This window comes from Vibrio aestuarianus, assembly GCF_028858425.1.
GTDB lineage: Bacteria > Pseudomonadota > Gammaproteobacteria > Enterobacterales > Vibrionaceae > Vibrio > Vibrio aestuarianus.
Genome location: NZ_JAKNYQ010000001.1, coordinates 1,712,873 through 1,730,990, shown reverse-complemented (window position 1 = coordinate 1,730,990; position 18,118 = coordinate 1,712,873). Strand labels below are relative to the sequence as shown.

Genomic DNA, 18,118 nt, shown 5'->3' with positions numbered 1-18,118 from the left:
TAAACTAAAAAAGGAACCCGAAAGTTCCTTTTTTTATATTTTAATCAATAGGTTACAATGTCCACCCATTTGAACACTATAACTTAAAGCGGCGGATCTCATTTTCTAACTCATGAGATAATTCTGACAGCTGAGCCGCTTGCTCTGCCGCGCTGTGCGCTTCTAGAGCTAAGTCATTAGAGACATCACGAATCCCTTCGGTATTACGAGTGATCTCAGAAGTTACAGACGCTTGCTCTTCTGCTGCCGAGGCAATCTGTGTCGCCATATCACTAATACGTTCAACTGACTCATGAATCTGCGTTAAGCTTGCCGAAGCCGCATTGGCATCATCGACACTGGTACCTGCAAGCATACGGCTGTCATCCATAATACCAACAGCTTTACCCGTGGTTGATTGTAGGGTTTCAATCATTTGCTGGATTTCTTTTGTCGATGCATGAGTACGTTGACTAAGTACGCGCACTTCGTCGGCAACGACTGCAAAGCCACGTCCCTGCTCACCTGCACGAGCCGCTTCAATCGCTGCATTCAAGGCGAGTAGGTTAGTTTGCTCTGCAATATTCTGAATCGTCGCCAAGATGGTATTAATGTGCTTACCATGTGCTTCAAGTTCTTGAATCACATCGGTGGCCACTTGTACCTCTTGCGCTAAGTTCTGAATTGAACCTTGTGTTTGAGACACTTGGTCAGAACCGTGCACACAGGCGGTTACGGCTTCTCCCGCATTCTGTGCAGTATGGTCAGCATTACCGGCAATTTCTTGAGTAGCTGCGGCCATTTCATTGATAGCAGTCGCCACCATATTAATTTCGTCTTGTTGCATACGAATGCGTGAACTGCGCTCTTCTGCTTGTGAAGCGGTCTGCTTTGACTGTTCTGACAATGCAGCAGAAACTAGACTTAGCGTTGACACCATAGTATGCATATTACCAACAAAGGTATTGAAGTTATGGGCCAATTGCCCTACTTCATCATCACTTCGAGGTTCAAGGCGCTGAGTCAAGTCACCTTCGCCAGAAGCTATTTCTTCCAATGCTTTTGATACGCGGCCTAGGTCTCGGAATAGGAAACTCACTAACCATGACACAAGAACAATGACAACAATGGTAATCATGAACGCGGTAATAATCAGACCTTGAAGCAAAGAGGTATGAGCGGCTTCTTCGGTTGCACGATCCATTTCAATGGCAAAAATCCAATCTGTTTGTGGGACTTTCGCAAAATAAAACAGCTTGTCCTGACCTTTAATTGTGATCTCTTCAATTGTTGCGGATGACATGGCTTGCTCAATCATGTTCATCTGTAATGTTTTGGAAAGTGATGAGACAGGCTTCAGCAAATAGTTTTTATCGGGATGAGCGAGGAATGTCCCGTTCTGAGCATCGATTAACATCGCATAAGCATTTTTGCCTGCATCCAAACTGATCACATCATTAATCAGTTGGTCAATCAGGACATCAGCGCCAACAACACCGGCGAACTGACCATTTATACGTACAGGTTCAGCAATAGTCACCAATAACGCATTGGTGATAGCGTCTTGGTATGCAGTGGTAATAATTTGTTTGCCAGCCGAAGAGGCATCTTTATACCAAGGTCGCTGGCGAGGATCATAGTCAGCACGATTGCGCTCAGGATGAGAGCGGTACATGTCACCTTTTGGGGTGCCAAAGAAGATGTCATCAAAACCACCTGCTTTACGCGCTTGTTGTAAAAACGGAACAACGTCGTCTTGCGAGGTGTAATCGTTAAAGGCTGATGAGATATCCTTGCGAACGACGATCCAGTCAGAAATACCTTTCGCCGCAGCGGCTGAAAGGCTTGCTGCACGTGAATATACGCCATTTCGAGTTTGTTCAAATAGTTGGTCTGCAGATAGCCAAGTCAATGCGCTCGCCATAACGACGACGGCAGAAAGACTGGCACCTATCAGCTTTTGCTTAAGGGTCAATTTCATGAATTTTCAAAATTTTGGGAACAGAAAAGGTGCCAAATATTAACCACTTTCCTCAGTACATGCACGAACTAAATATAGTTTTTTATATCAAGATAACCAATTGCTTTTATTAATGTTTTCAAAAAGACAATCCAATGACAAGCGTCAATTTTTCAGCAACAAAAAGGGCGACATAACGTCGCCCTTTCAATCAGTTATTAATGCTATTTAATTTTTTCAGTCCGCATACCTAAAATCAAACTAACACACATTAACAGCAGCACAATGGTGAATGGTAATGCCGTCGATATGGCTGCTGCTTGCAGGGCTTGAATGGCATTCGAACCACCAATCCAAAGTAGCGCGACCGCAATCGCACCTTCCATCAGAGCCCAGAAAATGCGCTGTAACACTGGTGCGTCTATCTTACCGCCAGCAGTAATACTATCGATAACCAAAGAACCAGAGTCGGATGAGGTAATAAAGAACACCAAGACTAATACAACAGCAATGATCGATAATGCATTGCCATACGGTAGTGCATCAAACATTTGGAACATTGCTAGCGGCACTTCAGTTAAACCGTTTGCACCCAATTCACCAACACTATTAATAATTTGATCAATTGCCAGACCACCAAATACTGACATCCAAATTAACGTTACCGCTGTTGGTACCAACAATACCGCTGTCATGAATTCACGGATAGTACGACCTTTTGAAACACGCGCAATAAACATTCCGACAAATGGTGACCATGAAATCCACCAAGCCCAGTAAAAGACAGTCCAACCTTGGAACCATGCTTCATCAGTACGCCCATGAGGGTTACTTAATGGGATTATATTTTCAATATACGCCATGAGTGTTGTCGGAATTGAAGCAAAGGTGACCGCGTAGCCAATCAGCGCCACCAATAGCAGTAGCAAAAACGCGATGATCATATTGATGTTACTGATGACTTTCACACCACCATCAATACCCCGCACAACAGACACAACAGCTAACAAGGTAACAACGGTGATAACGGTAATTTGTAGCCCCATGCCTGCATCAATACCAAACACATGGTGAATACCACTAGCCGCTTGTTGCGCACCAAGACCAAGCGATGTCGCTAGACCAAACAAGGTTGCAAGTACCGCAAGAATATCTATTACGTGCCCAGCCCAACCCCAAGCGCGATCACCAAGCAAAGGATAGAAAATAGAACGAATAGATAGAGGCAAGCCTTTATTGTAAGCAAAGAAAGCTAATGATAACGCCACCACGCCATAAATGGCCCATGGATGAAGCCCCCAGTGATACATGGTAGCACCCAAGGCCAACTTTGCTGCTTCTGGTGTATTTGCCTCAACACCCAATGGCGTTTCGTACCACCCAGTAAAATAAGCCGCCGGTTCTGCAACACTCCAAAACATAAGGCCAATACCCATTCCCGCAGCAAACAGCATTGAAAGCCATGAAATAAATGAATAATCAGCCGCAGCATCTTGACCGCCCAAACGAATTTTACCAAATGGTGAGACGATCAAAGCTAAGCAAAACACGACAAAAATGTTGCCCGACCAGATAAACAACCAATCGAATGTGCCGATAATTTGCCACTTAACACCATCAAGCGCTGCCTTAGCCGTTTCCGGCTCAACCAACAGCGTTGCAATTAAAAACAATGCAATTAAGCCAGCACTCCAACCAAAAACAGGGTTATGTACATCAAAACCCCATTTTTGAACATTATCTTGTCCGACCGTATAGTCAGTACTATCGATACTGTATTTATCAATACCTTTTGTCATTTTCCCTCTCTAAAAAATGATTTTCAGTGGAACTCAATAACCATGAGAACGAAACAATTTCCATTTTAAAAATTAGAAATAACTTCGTGCACATAGCAATTTCATTTTTAATTTTATTACCCATCCTACCACCCTCATCGACAAAATCCACACAATGGCCATTATTTAAACAAAATCAACTAAAAAACCAGACTGAACGGACAAAAATCACACCGACATCCAATTTGCGCACCACAAAAATACTTTGAGTACTAATAATTTTACGTCACAATTGATTTTTAGATTATATTTTGCGTAATAAACCTTGCTCACAGTACTTTTAAAGCATGGGGAACTGCGGTATCGTCGCGACTTATTAATAACATTCATTTTTGGGTAGTGATTTTGGAAAAACACGAAGAAGTTTTAGTCTCAATCCGACAGATCATCCGTGCAATCGATCTGCATTCGAAAAAACTAAGTAAAGATGCTGGACTGACAGGTCCTCAGCTCATTTTGATGCGCTCAATTGAAGAGCTCGGTGAAGTGACCATTAGAACCTTGTCTAATCACACCAACATGAGCCAAGCAACAGCGACCACCATCTTGGATAGACTTGAGCGTAACGGTTACGTGCAAAGAATTCGCAGCAATACTGATAAACGTAAAGTGCATGCTCATCTCACTGAAGCCGGAAAAGCATTGCTAGCAAAAGCACCACAGCCATTACAAGAAAGCTTTGTTGATCAATTTAGACAGCTTGCAGAATGGGAACAGAGCCTGCTGCTTTCATCTGTGCAACGTTTATCTTCGATGATGAATGCCGAAAACATCGACGTTGCGCCAATGCTTGAAATAGGTAGTATCACCAAAGAAGAATAGCAACCGCCTAGCGCCACCTGTTGGGGCGGTTATTCTAATATTCCTTTTTGCACTGCGTATTTTGCTAGCTCAGCGGTTGAGTGAATGTCCAATTTATGTTTGATATTCTGTCGGTGAGTTTCAACGGTCCGGTAGCTGATATTCAAGAGCGACGCTACTCTCTTGCTACTACAACCTTGTGCAACCAATTTTAATACAGCCTCCTCTCTACGACTTAGCGGATTTGGTTTTTGTTCAGCGGGTATCACTGGTTGAGTAAATAGTGTTTGAGTAACCGATTCGCAAAAATAGGTCGAGCCTTGATTAACCGTTTTAATTGCTTGCACCATTTTCTGAGCCGATATTTCTTTAAGCATGTACCCAACCGCACCAGCTTGCATTACTTTCATGATGTATTCACGGTTGTCATGCATCGTTAGCATAAGTACCTTGGCGGTTGGGACCTCTTCTTTAATAAGATGAGTCGCATCAATACCGTTCATGATAGGCATACTGACGTCCATGAGTATTACATCAGGCATAGTGGCTTTCACCACCTCAATAGCTTCAATGCCATTACTGGCTGTTGCAATGACCTCGATATCCGGCTCTAACTCTAAACGCGCCATGAAACCTTCTAGAACGACTTGGTGGTCATCAACAATCACCACTCTAATCGGTTTTTCCATACACTAATCCATCCAATTGTAATAACACGGTAATCTCCGTACCAAAACCAGTCTCACTACTTAGTTCAAACTCACCGCCAATAAACTCTACTCGTTCTCGCATATTGCGTAAGCCTATACCGCGTCTAACCTGAGTATCATTGAGATTAAAACCTACGCCGTCGTCTCGTATTAGTAATTGCAAAAAATTACCCATCTGCTGAAGAATCACCGTCACTTGCTGAGCATGAGCATGCTTTTCAATGTTGTTCAAAGACTCTTGTACAACCCTATACAGGGTTGTCGCCACTTCAGATTTCAATTTCCCTGGCTGAGTGTCAAATAATGTGTCAATTTTGATGGTTGAATGAGATTTATAATCGTCTAATAGCGTGGTCAGTGCTGCTTGTAAACCGATATCATCTAGCGCACTCGGACGTAGGTTGTGAGAGATTCGCCTAACCTCATGAATTGCCATCATCAGCGACTGCTGAGATTTGTCGATATGTGTAGCCAGCAGATCATCATTCAACTTATGCGCGAGCAGCTCTAAATGGCACTTGCTCGAAACCAACAATTGATTAATACCATCATGTAACTCCCGAGCTAAGTGCTTCTTCTCATCCTCTTGAAACATAACGGTTTTATGCGCTAACTCTTTGAGATTCCTGTCAGCCAGACGATGTTCATGTAAGTTAATCGCCAACGTTAACACTATGATAACGGCGACAGTCACAGCCAAAATGACTACGACGGAAAAGAAAGTCGTTTCGATGTTATTGTTAATCGCCGTCTGCATTGATGCAACTTCTGAGCTAATATCTTCGATATACAGCCCTGTACCAATCATCCACCCCCACTTATCAAGCCACGCGGCATAACTGAGTTTGGGTACCGTTTCACCTGTTGATGGTTTCTGCCAAAAATACTGATGAAATCCGCCACCAGACTCGGCTTGAAAAAGCAAAGCCTCAATCAGAAAATCACCTTCTTCGTCTTGGATATGCAGCAAATTTTGCCCAACCAATTCAGGAAGGATCGGGTGGACGAGGTTCGTTCCCTCACTGTCATAAGCAAAAAAATAGCCATCAGCCCCATACCTAAGCTGGGTGAGAATTGCTTTAACTTGCTGCTGAGCATCTTCTATAGCTAGAGAATCATCCGTATAAACGTGTCGAATGGCATCCATTGCTAAATCAACACTATCTTGCAATGCGGTTTCTCGGGCTTGAATGAGACTCGCGCGGAATATATCGACTTCGCTTTGACCCAAGTTTTTCGCTTGATGGATAGAGATCCAACCAGTACTGGCTGTCACAATGAGTAATGGCAGCAGAGTCAGCAATATCAGTTTGACCTTGAGAGGCATTCCCTTTCCCCATACAAAAACAGCTTACTGAACATCCAGTAAGCTGCTAGTACTTTAACAATTTGTGCTACAACTACGAAACTTGGTCTTCACAACCTCGAATCTGATCACATTCCATAGAAACTAGGGAAAACTAAAAGTGTAATCAATACAAAAATTTGAATACAAATGAAAGGCGTAACCCCACGATAAATATCTGCTGTCGTCACCCCTTTAGGTGCTACACCTTTAAGATAAAACAAGCTGAAACCAAAGGGTGGAGTTAAAAAAGAGGTCTGCAAATTCATCGCAATCAAAATAGCAAACCACGTCATATCAATACCCATTAACTCAGCAACGGGGGCAAGGATTGGCACGATAATAAAACAAATTTCGACGAAATCGATAAAGAAACCAAGTATCAGCACCACAACCATAGTCGCAATCAGAAAGCCCCATTTCTCACCAGGAAGCGCCAACATCCACTCTTCAACCAGCAAATCACCACCGGTATAGGTAAACGCCATCGAAAATGCCGTCGCACCAAGCAAAATAGCAAAAACCATCGCTGTAACTTTTACCGTTTCTCTTGCTGCTTGGTACACCATACTCCAGCTAAATTGACCATACAGTAGTGCTAACACAATCGAGCCTGCGCCACCAAGTGCTGCAGATTCTGTTGGCGTTGCAACGCCCGCGAAAATAGAACCTAACACCACGACAATCAAAGCCAAAGGTGGAACAACGGATTTTAGTGCTTTCAATACTTCCTGCCGGCGGCTGATACTATCATCTCGCTCCATTGCCTGAGCAGCTTCTGGGTGCAGTTTTGCGTAAATCAAAATATAGATAACGTACGCCGCTACTAATACAAAACCCGGCCACAATGCCGCTTGAAATAAATCCCCAACAGGAACACCAAGCACATCACCTAGTAAGATCAAAACTATCGAAGGTGGAATAATTTGACCAAGTGTGCCAGACGCGCAGATCGTGCCACAAGCCAAACCTTTGTCGTAATTGTATTTGAGCATCACAGGCAACGAGATTAAGCCCATTGCCACCACTGAAGCTCCAACTACCCCGGTGGAAGCCGCCAATAGCGCTCCAACCAAAACAGTTGAAATAGCAAGCCCTCCACGAACCCCGCCAAATAGTCGCCCCATTGACTCGAGTAATTGTTCAGCTAATTTGGTCTTTTGTAATACTAACCCCATAAAAACAAACAGAGGTACCGCCATTAATACCGTGTTTTCCATGATTGATTGAATGCGATATGGCATAAACGCAAACATCTCTATCCCTTCGGCCCACACTCCAAAAATAAGAGCGATTCCTCCAAAAGTAAAAGCAACAGGAAAGCCGAGCAATAGTGCAAAGAGCGCCACAAAAAACATTACGATTCCAATCATATACTATTCCTTTTATTTAGAATCGTTTGCGCTGAGATGCATCAAACGTGGATTAAAGATTTTATTGAGAGAATGCAGCATTAAGCCAACGCCGCTGACTGCCATGAAAAAAAATGAGAGTGGTATCATTGCTTTGATCACCCAGCGATACGGCAAGCCACCTGGGTCACCAGATGTTTCCCCAAGTTGATAGCTCTCTTTGGCAAAATCGATACCAAACCAAGCCACCAATAAACAGAATGGGAAAAGAAATAACAAGGTTCCTAATAAATCGATAACAGCCTGAGCTTTATGAGAAAGTCGCTCGTAAAAAATATCAACCCGAACATGGCCACCCGCTTTGATCGCATAAGGCACGCCAAGTAAGAATACAGCGGAAAATAGATGCCATTCCATTTCTTGGAAGGCAATTGACACATCGTTAAACGCATAACGCATCACAACGTCATATACAATATTGGTCAACAACAGTAGGAACAACACACTCGACAACCAACCGAGGAAATCACCCACTCGGTTAAACAGTCTTTCGATATAAATCAGACTTCTCATTCCTGACTCCGTGGATTTGATGTGCTCCGCTTAACCATCAGGCTAGCGGAGCTTATTTATTTTAGGTTTTCTTAGGCTTCTCAGCCGCCAAGTTACTAAAACCTAGCGGCTAAATTTTTATTGTTGAGCTTGGTCATTCAAATAAGCATTGAGTGAAATATCCGTCCACGCTCGTGATTGTTTTAAATACGAAGCTTGAGATTGTTGGATTTTCTTAGCGAGCTCATCTTCAGCAGCATGTTTAGCAAGTAAACGATCGTTTGCTTCTTTCATCGCTTTCAATACTGCTGGTGGGAAATTTTTGACCTGAACATCTGGGTATTCGCTCTTAATAGAAACCCAGTTCTTACCATTTTCATGAACAGCTTGCACATACATGTCGTACGCTGCGGTGCGCATAGCAACACGCAAAATCTCGCGCAGGTCGTCGGGGAGTTTTTCCCACACTTTCTTGTTCACAAGAAACTGCAATTCTGATCCTGGCTCATGCCAACCGGTATAGTAATAAGGTGCAATTTTGTGGAAACCCATGCGCAAGTCTAATGATGGACCAACCCATTCCAAAGCATCAATCGTTCGACGTTCTAATGATGTATACAATTCACCCGGTGCAATATTGGTTGGTTTCGCACCTAGCTCAGCCATTATTTCTCCAGCAAAACCAGGGATACGCATTTTCAAACCTTGTAGGTCTTCCACGCTATTGATCTCTTTTTGAAACCACCCTCCCATTTGCACATCGGTATTACCACCTGGGAATGAAAGCAGGTTATGTGGTGAATAGACTTGCTCCATGAGCTCCATGCCACCACCATGGTAGAACCATGCATACTGTTCAGCAGGGACCATGCCAAAAGGCATAGAAGTAAAGTAAAGAGTGTTAGGTACTTTGCCTTTCCAGTAGTAAGAGCCTGAATGCCCCATGTCGTACTGACCCGATTTCACCATATCAAATACGCCTAGCGGCGCTTTATGTTTATTGGCAGAGTCGATACGAATTTGTAAGCGACCGTTTGACATTTTTTCTGCCATCGCAGCCATGTTTTTTGTCGCATCACCGAAAATTGGGAAATTTGGCCCCCACGTTTCAGCAAGTTTTAGACGGTAGATTTTTTCGTCAGCGAGTGTGCTGGTGGATAACACCGCCATACATGCTGTCACAACGACCATTGTCGTTTTGATTACACGTTTTACAGATTGGTTAATGAGGCTCATTGTCACGTCCTTGGTTATTGTTTTTAGTACACTGAAGCACTTTGTTACCCGATAACCTTGCGTTAACTTTTAAGCAAAAAAAATAGGCGCATGCACGCATGCCATAAGAAAATATACGTTTACCTACAACCAAAGCATTACGTATAAATACGTAGCCGTATAGATGCTAATTATTTAACGTATTGTTTTTAAATTGGATGAAATTTTGTTTACTGAAAACTCATAAGGAAAGCACGTACGTAATTATTAATAACAAAACTAACGTTTTGTTTTCAAAATTGTGATCAAATAGAGGTATAAGAGAGTAAGGAGATGATTGATAAACGAAAAAGCCTCGGGAAACCGAGGCCAAACCAAATCAGAGCGAAAAGAAATTTAAATCGCTTTGTAGATAACTTTGTTACCTGCCAGTTGCTCTTTAGCGACTAGGTTTTCTTCAAGCAGTTTCTTTAATGCACCGGTTGCCCAAGAAGCTGCTTTTGTATCCTCTTGGCCTGCCACAAGGCCAATAGACTTAGGATTAATGCCTTCAGCATTGCTAGCTACGATGTCTAGCACTTGTTGCTGCTTTGGAGTTAACGCTACATCAACTGCTTTCTTTGCCGCTGGCTTAGCCGCAGTTTGAACAATTGGTTGGGCGGTTACAGGCTTTGCTGTTTTAGGCGCTGCTAGTTTTGCAACAGTCGCTTTAATGCGTTTTTGCAGCTTTGCCTGCACGTTACGCTTATGAGCAAGTCTCATCGAGTATTTCTCCATTTCACTGCATTCATCGCAGTGGTCAAAATTTGAAGCGCGTTTTATACCAAAATTCTGCTGTGATTTGTAGGGTATTGCACAGATTGAACCGCAAAAACGCGCCATAAACCGACAAGTGACTACTATTTAAACAATTAGAGACAACAGGAGTTTAGTTAAGATCGCTACCGCAACAAACACGTAAAAAGGTAGATAAATCGACAAACATTACGAGGTCATCAGCAAATACATGCAAACGCTTCATCTCACCAACACTCAGTTCCACCTGCAATCACCCTACGTCAAATGGTGTAACTATATCTGCGTTATTATTGCCATTTTCTTGTTGGTATACGCTCCCAGTCTGACACACGCTCTATTGTTCATCATATTGCTAATCAGCCTTGTTGCTATGGTTTATTTTTTGATTTTAAAAGGAAAAGTGAGCTACACCCTTACTCCTACACATTTTCAACAACACTTATTTAAAGGTGGCTGGGTAGTAAAATGGCACAATGTTCAGCATATTGGAATTTGTAGCTATGACAACCAAGGTTGGCATCAGTCACTACCGTGGATAGGTATTAAGTTAAAAGATTATGAGCCCTACCTCGATAGTATTTGCCCAAGGATTGCGAGCGAGATTTTACTCAGTCAAAGGTCCCTACTCTACTTAGGTGCAAAGCAAAAAGGACAGGAAACTCGCTTTGAAGAGATGGTACTTGATTCAGCCATATTTACCGCAAATGGTGGTAAAAGTTATCAAGGATTATTGGCTATGCTCGCTAATCGCATGCGTTATCAGCGACAATATTTTGATTATGATATTTTTATTTCAGTACAAGATCTTGAGCGAGATGCAGAAAGTTTTGTGGGATTAGCTCGGCGTTACCTTGCAGCAGCCGAGCCAGAATAGACGTCAAAATAATTGGGCCATGTGATAGCTAGCCACGTTAATATAAAGGCATCTCATCAGCGACAAACGGATTACTTACTCGCTCTCGGCCGAATGTCGATTGTGGACCGTGACCAGGCACAAAAGTGACATCATTGCCTAAAGGCCATAATTTAGTCTTAATAGAGTCGATAAGGGTATTAAAATCACCTTGTGGAAAATCAGTACGGCCAATACTGCCGTTAAATAGCACATCGCCGACAAAAGCTAACTTAGCTTCTTGGCTAAACAAAACCACATGGCCAGGAGTATGGCCTGGTGTGTGTAAAACTTGCAGTACTTGATGACCAAATTTAACTTCATCGCCATCAGCTAACCATTGGTGGGGCTCAAACGCCTCAGTCAAAGGAAAACCGAACATCTGGCTTTGCCCTTCTAGTCCTTGCAACCAGAAATTATCAGCTTTATGCGGGCCAATAATTTCAATGCCGCCTAACTCTGCCGCCAGTGGCTCGGTACCACCAACATGATCTAAATGACCATGCGTCAATACCAAGTTCACCACTTTCACGCCCAGTTCTTTAATTAACATCGCGAGCTGTTTTACATCACCACCGGGATCAACCACTACACCTTCCATCGTTTCATCACACCAAACAATGGAACAGTTTTGAGAAAATGACGTGACAGGAACCACTTGATACTTTAATGACATAGAAAAACCTTATTCGAATTCGAAATTGCTCGAACTATGACATTGACATTGTAATTTGACAAGTCACTGACAAGCCTTCACGACCAGTGACGCACGGGCCCTGTGTCGATATGAACAAAGTCACTGCTTGGATAATAGCCAACACCACCAGCTCCAAGCTCAATAGCCGCTTCACGAACTTGACTAAGCTTAACGCCATCTAAACGAAAATCGATAGCCTGACCCAGCATATGATAACTTTTCTTGGCCACACCAGAAGAGTTGCCACGCAGCATCTCATTGGTTGCAGGAGAACGATAACCCGAAATGATCTGCACTTCAGTTTGCGTTCCGATTAAGTTTTGAATTTGGGAGATTTGATCAAACAGATTCTTGTCCATCGGATGAACTTCGTTACGACGGAAATCACGGCAAATGTGGTTCAGTCGTTGCAGTTCAGAATGGACATATTTCACGCCGTTAAAGTAACACGTTTCAAGCGTTTCACCTGTGTGTAAATTATTCATCGCCAAAACACGCGAAGCATCTGGATAAGAAGCCAATACCATTTTCGGTGCACAAGCAGCAATCACTAATCCACTACCGGCTAATTTTATAAAATCTCGGCGAGAAACCATCACCACATTTACCTTCACAATAGGTTTTATTATCAACGGGCTCGAACACTACCGAACTCTATTGTGAAGATCAAATGCATAAACTGTGCTAGAAACGAACAAACCTAACACAAAAACTGCTTAGTTATTGAACAAAAAAGAAAACCTGCCTAAGTCATTTTTTGGTAAATTTCCTCACTAGTATTCAAATTTTAGAACCAGGTGGCAGTTAATGGTCTACTCAGCCATTACGGTAACTGAAAGTATCATAATGGTAAATGTCATCACGGTAGTGCAGCTCACCACCTTCATACCACACCGTTTGATAGATAATATGGACGGGAATACGTTTTTTAAGTGGAATCGCCGCATTAGTTAACCCGTCTTTATCCACTAACTGCTTTTCACTGATACCTTGTGTTTCCAAAAGCATCGATGCGAACTTATCTGCATTTTGCACCCTTACGCAGCCAGAACTGAACGCCCTCGAAGGGTTATTAAACAAAGACTTACTCGGTGTGTCATGTAAATAGATGGCACGCCGATTCGGTGTATTGAATTTATACAGACCCAAAGCATTACTTTGCCCCGCTTGCTGCCGCATACGGTAAGGGAAAGCTGCTGGGTTAACTGTCGACCAATTGATACTATTTGGATCAATCAGTTCCTCGGAACGCCAACTACTGACAATATCTATATTATGGCGAGCTAGATAACTACTGTCCTTTTTGACCATCGGCAAAATATCTTCAACCATGATCTTATAGGGCACGTTCCAAGTTGGATTCAAAATCAATGCGTCCAGTTTAGTGATCATTAAAGGAGTCTTACGCGAAGAACGCCCTACCACCACCTTTGATTGGAAGACTTCTTGGCCCAAATGCCAATAACGCATATCAAAACTAGGAACATTGACAACGATCAGTGTGTCATTCGCTTCTGGCCACAGACGCATCCGCTCAGCATTGAGGGCAAGCATCGATAGACGATCAGACAGAGAGAAATTAAGCCATTTTATCGTTTCAGGGCCAATAATACCGTCAGCTTGCAAACCATGCATGGTCTGAAATTCTTTAACTGGCTTAACTAAACTATTGTCATACCAAGTGACATTGTCACGGACAGAGGTCACGTCAATATTGACCAGCGACAAACGCTCAATGAGTGCGAATCGGTGTGATAACTTATCACCCAGTTTTTTTAACCCTCGCTGCTGGTATAAAGAAACCTCGGCCTTTTCCGTACTCAGCAGGAAATCATAAGCATGCAGCAATTGGTCATAAGTTGGGTTTTTGGGCGTATAGAGATTGAGTAGATCAATGATACCTTGCACTTCAACCGCCACATGCAAAGCAAATAATGCATCTTGACTGGGTGGTGCTAATAGTTGATTAAGCTTCGATTCAAAGAACCATGCCATTCCAATTTTAGGTGCCTGCTCTGCGTAACTCAGATACAGAAGCAGAGTATCGGTCGCAAGCAGATCATATTCAAACATCGAATTACGTTCACGATAAGCCTGCATTTGATTAAATTGGCGGATAAACAGCGGGCTAAAGCCTGCACGTCGGATCACATCGAGTTGATATTCGAATTGATTAATGACCTGATTATCAAACCAAATTAACTGATCGTTATTCTCTTGATAGACGCGTTCTAGCAAATGTGGATATTGAATCAATGATTCAAGTTCGCTGCCCGGTTTTATCCAACCTAATTGCTCAAACCTTTCCATAGCAGAAAGCGAAAAGCTGCTAACTATTAATAATAACGCCAATGCGGTGCCTTTTATCATACTGAAACATCCAACTCATCCTGCATTGAATTTAGTATGGCAAAAGAACGCGTCTTGCGCGAAGTGTTGTGATTTAAATATTCAATTAATTAAATCACAGCAGACCAGTGGTTGTCCCAAAGAACATTACAATGAACACGTACCTCAGACTCGGGATAACGGCACTTAACCACTAACCCAGCCCCTGAACTGATTTGAAATTGATCATTATTGACAACAACGCCAGAAGCATCTGGCAAAGAAGATAATTCGACTAACTCCAAGCTATCCTTTGACCAAATCCCATAACAGTTACCTCGGGGCGAAGTCGCTAAAATCCATTGTTCCGTCGCGGCAATACTAGCGATATAGTGATTAAACCTTGCCCACTGTTCTGGTTCTGCTTGCAGAGGCAATAATTCACCGCCTTGAGTATGCATCGCTAGCAGCGAAGGGAATTCATCTACTTGCCCCCGATATTGTTGCCCACATAGAACGGTTTGTCCGCCATCATGCGCGAGGTGGCGAATACTCAGATGTCGGTCACTCAAAGTACGCTGCTCAACAATATGACCTTGTTCTGAAAGGTAGGTCAAACTCGGCATCATACTCTCTATATTAAGCGGGGTTCGGCCATCAGTATGAACGCCCCCCACCCCAATCGTTAACCGGTTATCGGGCATGACGATGACTTCATGAGGACCAATACCAAACCCGCTAAACTCGGCGACTTTTTGGTATTGGTGGTGAACATCATACACACCGATAATGCCACGACTGGTTGATCTTTCGCCCTCAGTGGCATACAACCACGCACCATCATTGGAATAAACCCCATGCCCATAAAAAAACCTTGTACGCATAGCTGGTTGCAATTTAATTACTTCGCCAGTTTGATAGTTAAACGCCATAAAAAACTCACCTGGACGGCGAGCAAATGCAACAGCGTGTGGTAGTTGACGGTGAATCGCAACACCATGACCACGAGCAGGTAAAGGCAAGGTTCGAATCGCTTGCCCTTTGGAATCGGCTACTACCGCCTGAAATTGAGCCCTGTTATGAATGGCGCAGCCAATTAAAGCGGGGGAATTTTGTTGAATCGCAGCACATCCAAAAGGTAACACAGGTGCGGCAGCGCCAAACAATGCCGCTTTTAAAAGGGCTCGCCTTGTTTGATCAGTCACCATCAGTTGCGTTAAATCCTATTGTGATACCTAATTCCACTGCGACTTCATCGTGCAGCAAATAATTGAGTTGCTCAAACTTATTGTATTGAGAAAGCACCTTTCGGTACCCTTCTTTATTTTGTAATAAATCAAACAAACTTGGCTCGGTTGGCCAAGTTAACAGCATCAAGGCAAAGTGGTTCTGCACGCGGTCAGCAAGGTCATTCAACCCTTTATCTCGCAGTAAAAAATCCAACCCTCCATCAGCTAAATATAACCTCTGCATTGCTTCAACATTGGCTTTCAGGTTGTTCATCGACACCTTTGCTCGCCATGACTCAGCGAAATAAGGACGCGGTTGTCCAATATTGGCTAACGGACGACTGAGCTTTTTCATACTGTAATCGAGTTGATTTGATAGTAGAGCAATGTATTCCGCTTCCCACACCATGGCATCTAACGCTGTCCACGGATTAACATTCCATTGCGTGGCGATAAATTGTGCTTTGGTTGCTAAATTTTGGCTAATCGCTTGTGCAGCCTCACAAACCTGATGGATATTTTCTGATGAGTTGGTGGCGTTCAATAAAGGTGAATATTCATCGTAAAGTAACCATTCAATAGCACCAATTCCTTGCACGGTAACGCTTTGCGAAGCAATATCGTGCTCTGTCCATAAGATATCTGAGTGAACTAAGACATTCATTTTCCGCCCAGTGGTATCTTTTTTATCTGGCCAAAATTGAACATTCCAACTCTGTTCTAACGCTTTTGCTGGGCCACGCTCTTGCCCTTGAAGAGCCATCCAAGCTAGCGTCGTTTGTTGCCACTGGTTCTTTACTCCATCCAAACCGGTGTTAGGTGACCGACAATACTGCTCAAATCCCAACACTAATTGCTCAGCTTGCTGCGCGAAATGCTGAGCGGCAGCAAACTCAATTCGATAAACGCCTTGACTTATGTGTTGCGTTGATTGCATAGCATTGACGGTTTCTAGTTGTGAAGATTGGCAAGCGGTTAACAGCAACATGCTCAACGCTGAAAATGCGATTGAAATTTTCATGGCTTCCCCTACAAAGAGTTCAAAAAGGCAATTAACGCTTCACGCTCAGCCACATTGAGTTTCAATACTTGCTGTTGCGCGCTTTGTGCTTCGCCGCCATGCCATAAGATAGCTTCCATCAAGTTACGCGCACGACCATCATGCAGAAAATAAGTATGGCCACTTACTTCTTGGGTATAGCCAATTCCCCATAAAGGTGGGGTTCGCCACTCTTGACCATTTGCTAGAGCTTCTGGACGGTTATCTGCTAACCCTTCCCCCATGTCGTGTAGTAGCAAGTCGCTATAGGGCGCGATTTTTTGGTTGGACAACGCGGGGCGATCGACCACTTTGGCTGTTTTCAAGTCCGTTCGATGGCAGCTTTCACAGCCAACTTGCTTAAACAGGGACTGACCCATTTTTACCTGAGGATCATCCACATTACGTCGCACAGGAACGGCTAAATGTTGAGAATAGAATTCAACAAAATCAAGAATATTATCACTAACCTCAGGATCTCCACCGTTGGGTAATGATTGGCACAGTGTCTGTGTGTCGGTGCAATTTTCTTTGGGAAATAAGCGACTGGTTAGCCCAAGATCGCCATTAAACGCAGCAGCATTTTGCTGCATTAGCGTTGGTTGACCCGCTTTCCAGCCAAAACGCCCTAATGCGAAACGTTGTTTTTCCACATCCCATACACGGTTTACTTTGCCCGAAATACCATCGCCATCGATGTCATCAGGGTCGGCCATTGCCAGTAACGTCTCGTCGGCAATACTTTCCAATAAACCCAAACCAATCATTGGTGGAGCAACACGTGCAGAAAACTGAGTATCAGGGTGCATCTCACCATACGCTAGATCGGTAATTTTTAAATTTGGCTTACGTAGCATCACATGAGTACCATCGACAAAAGTTACCGCAAATTCTTGGTACTTGATGTCTATTTTTCCTTCTGCTTTTTGGTCTGGAAGCGCAAAATCCTGTAACTGCCCGCCATAAATAGGCTCTGGGATCACGCCTTCTTTTTCATAAATGGCTTTATGTTGCTCCGTGACCGCAGGAATACTCAAACGCACCAACATTGAAACCGCATGAGTATCGTTTTTCTCTGGAGGATGACCTCGTCCATCTTTAATATGGCAATTCTGGCAGCCATTGGTGTTAAACAACGGCCCTAGGCCATCTCTGGCATCGGTAGAAGAAGGCGCAGGAACCCAAGGATTACGGAAAAAGCTGTTACCGACGCTAAAATCAAGGCGCTTACTCATTGGCAAATTCGCCGCTGGTAATGAATAGGCATTCGGCCCAGTTTTGGTCGTACTGGTCTCGCCACCAGATTTCACTTCGTCGGCTAAGCCTGGCAATGCAAGTAAACTCAATAGTGCGGCTGTGAAAACTAATTTCATTCCGTCATTC

The 18,118-nt window shown here is 43.4% G+C and carries 16 protein-coding genes; 2 read left to right on the top strand and 14 right to left on the bottom strand.

The annotated features are described in order from the left end of the window. Positions 1-76: 76 nt before the first annotated feature. Positions 77-1,960, bottom strand: coding sequence for a methyl-accepting chemotaxis protein (locus MCT08_RS08070; protein ID WP_274678215.1), 1,884 nt, complete (start codon positions 1,958-1,960; stop codon positions 77-79). 203 nt (positions 1,961-2,163) lie between these two features. After that, positions 2,164-3,738, bottom strand: a complete 1,575-nt coding sequence (locus tag MCT08_RS08065) for a BCCT family transporter (protein ID WP_274678214.1) — start codon at positions 3,736-3,738, stop codon at positions 2,164-2,166. Positions 3,739-4,122: 384 nt separating this feature from the next. On the opposite strand from MCT08_RS08065, the gene MCT08_RS08060 reads away from it, so the two are divergent. Continuing rightward, positions 4,123-4,599, top strand: coding sequence for a MarR family winged helix-turn-helix transcriptional regulator (locus MCT08_RS08060; RefSeq protein WP_053312313.1), 477 nt, complete (start codon positions 4,123-4,125; stop codon positions 4,597-4,599). A 29-nt stretch (positions 4,600-4,628) separates the two neighbouring features. Here the strand turns inward: MCT08_RS08060 and MCT08_RS08055 are convergent, their stop codons facing one another. The 6 genes from MCT08_RS08055 to MCT08_RS08030 all read right to left on the bottom strand — a co-directional run bounded on the left by MCT08_RS08055 (position 4,629) and on the right by MCT08_RS08030 (position 10,514). Further along, positions 4,629-5,267: a response regulator transcription factor gene (locus MCT08_RS08055; protein ID WP_053312314.1), complete on the bottom strand. Its 639-nt coding sequence runs from the start codon at positions 5,265-5,267 to the stop codon at positions 4,629-4,631. Continuing rightward, positions 5,251-6,615 (bottom strand): cache domain-containing protein, encoded by a 1,365-nt coding sequence (locus tag MCT08_RS08050; RefSeq protein ID WP_053312315.1) that lies wholly within the window; start codon positions 6,613-6,615, stop codon positions 5,251-5,253. Before MCT08_RS08050 ends, MCT08_RS08055 begins: the two co-directional genes overlap by 17 nt. Before the next feature lie 107 nt (positions 6,616-6,722). After that, complete coding sequence (locus MCT08_RS08045; protein WP_053312316.1) at positions 6,723-8,006, bottom strand: TRAP transporter large permease; 1,284 nt, start codon at positions 8,004-8,006, stop codon at positions 6,723-6,725. A 12-nt stretch (positions 8,007-8,018) separates the two neighbouring features. Further along, positions 8,019-8,558: a TRAP transporter small permease subunit gene (locus MCT08_RS08040; protein ID WP_053312317.1), complete on the bottom strand. Its 540-nt coding sequence runs from the start codon at positions 8,556-8,558 to the stop codon at positions 8,019-8,021. Between the two features lie 117 nt (positions 8,559-8,675). Next, positions 8,676-9,773 carry a TRAP transporter substrate-binding protein gene (locus MCT08_RS08035; protein ID WP_168522027.1) on the bottom strand — a complete coding sequence of 366 codons (1,098 nt, stop codon included), beginning with the start codon at positions 9,771-9,773 and terminating at the stop codon, positions 8,676-8,678. A 375-nt stretch (positions 9,774-10,148) separates the two neighbouring features. After that, a complete protein-coding gene (locus tag MCT08_RS08030; RefSeq protein WP_053312319.1) occupies positions 10,149-10,514 on the bottom strand; it encodes a hypothetical protein in 366 nt (121 codons plus the stop codon). Positions 10,515-10,758: 244 nt separating this feature from the next. On the opposite strand from MCT08_RS08030, the gene MCT08_RS08025 reads away from it, so the two are divergent. Further along, the gene (locus tag MCT08_RS08025) at positions 10,759-11,424 is read left to right on the top strand and encodes a DUF2982 domain-containing protein (RefSeq protein ID WP_053312320.1); all 666 of its coding nucleotides are present in this window, start codon (positions 10,759-10,761) and stop codon (positions 11,422-11,424) included. 37 nt (positions 11,425-11,461) lie between these two features. Here MCT08_RS08025 and MCT08_RS08020 read toward each other — a convergent pair whose 3' ends face one another. The 6 genes from MCT08_RS08020 to MCT08_RS07995 all read right to left on the bottom strand — a co-directional run bounded on the left by MCT08_RS08020 (position 11,462) and on the right by MCT08_RS07995 (position 18,108). Beyond that, positions 11,462-12,118 (bottom strand): MBL fold metallo-hydrolase, encoded by a 657-nt coding sequence (locus MCT08_RS08020; RefSeq protein ID WP_053312321.1) that lies wholly within the window; start codon positions 12,116-12,118, stop codon positions 11,462-11,464. Positions 12,119-12,195: 77 nt separating this feature from the next. Beyond that, positions 12,196-12,738 (bottom strand): peptidoglycan L,D-endopeptidase MepK, encoded by a 543-nt coding sequence (gene mepK, locus MCT08_RS08015; protein WP_053312322.1) that lies wholly within the window; start codon positions 12,736-12,738, stop codon positions 12,196-12,198. Positions 12,739-12,955: 217 nt separating this feature from the next. Then, complete coding sequence (locus tag MCT08_RS08010; RefSeq protein WP_274678213.1) at positions 12,956-14,509, bottom strand: L,D-transpeptidase family protein; 1,554 nt, start codon at positions 14,507-14,509, stop codon at positions 12,956-12,958. A gap of 89 nt (positions 14,510-14,598) precedes the next feature. Then, complete coding sequence (locus MCT08_RS08005) at positions 14,599-15,675, bottom strand: DUF1513 domain-containing protein (protein WP_274678212.1); 1,077 nt, start codon at positions 15,673-15,675, stop codon at positions 14,599-14,601. Continuing rightward, positions 15,665-16,717, bottom strand: a complete 1,053-nt coding sequence (locus MCT08_RS08000; protein ID WP_425609330.1) for an imelysin family protein — start codon at positions 16,715-16,717, stop codon at positions 15,665-15,667. The genes MCT08_RS08005 and MCT08_RS08000 overlap by 11 nt, the downstream gene beginning before the upstream one ends. An 8-nt stretch (positions 16,718-16,725) precedes the next feature. Further along, positions 16,726-18,108 carry a di-heme oxidoreductase family protein gene (locus tag MCT08_RS07995; protein ID WP_274678211.1) on the bottom strand — a complete coding sequence of 461 codons (1,383 nt, stop codon included), beginning with the start codon at positions 18,106-18,108 and terminating at the stop codon, positions 16,726-16,728. Positions 18,109-18,118: the final 10 nt, after the last annotated feature.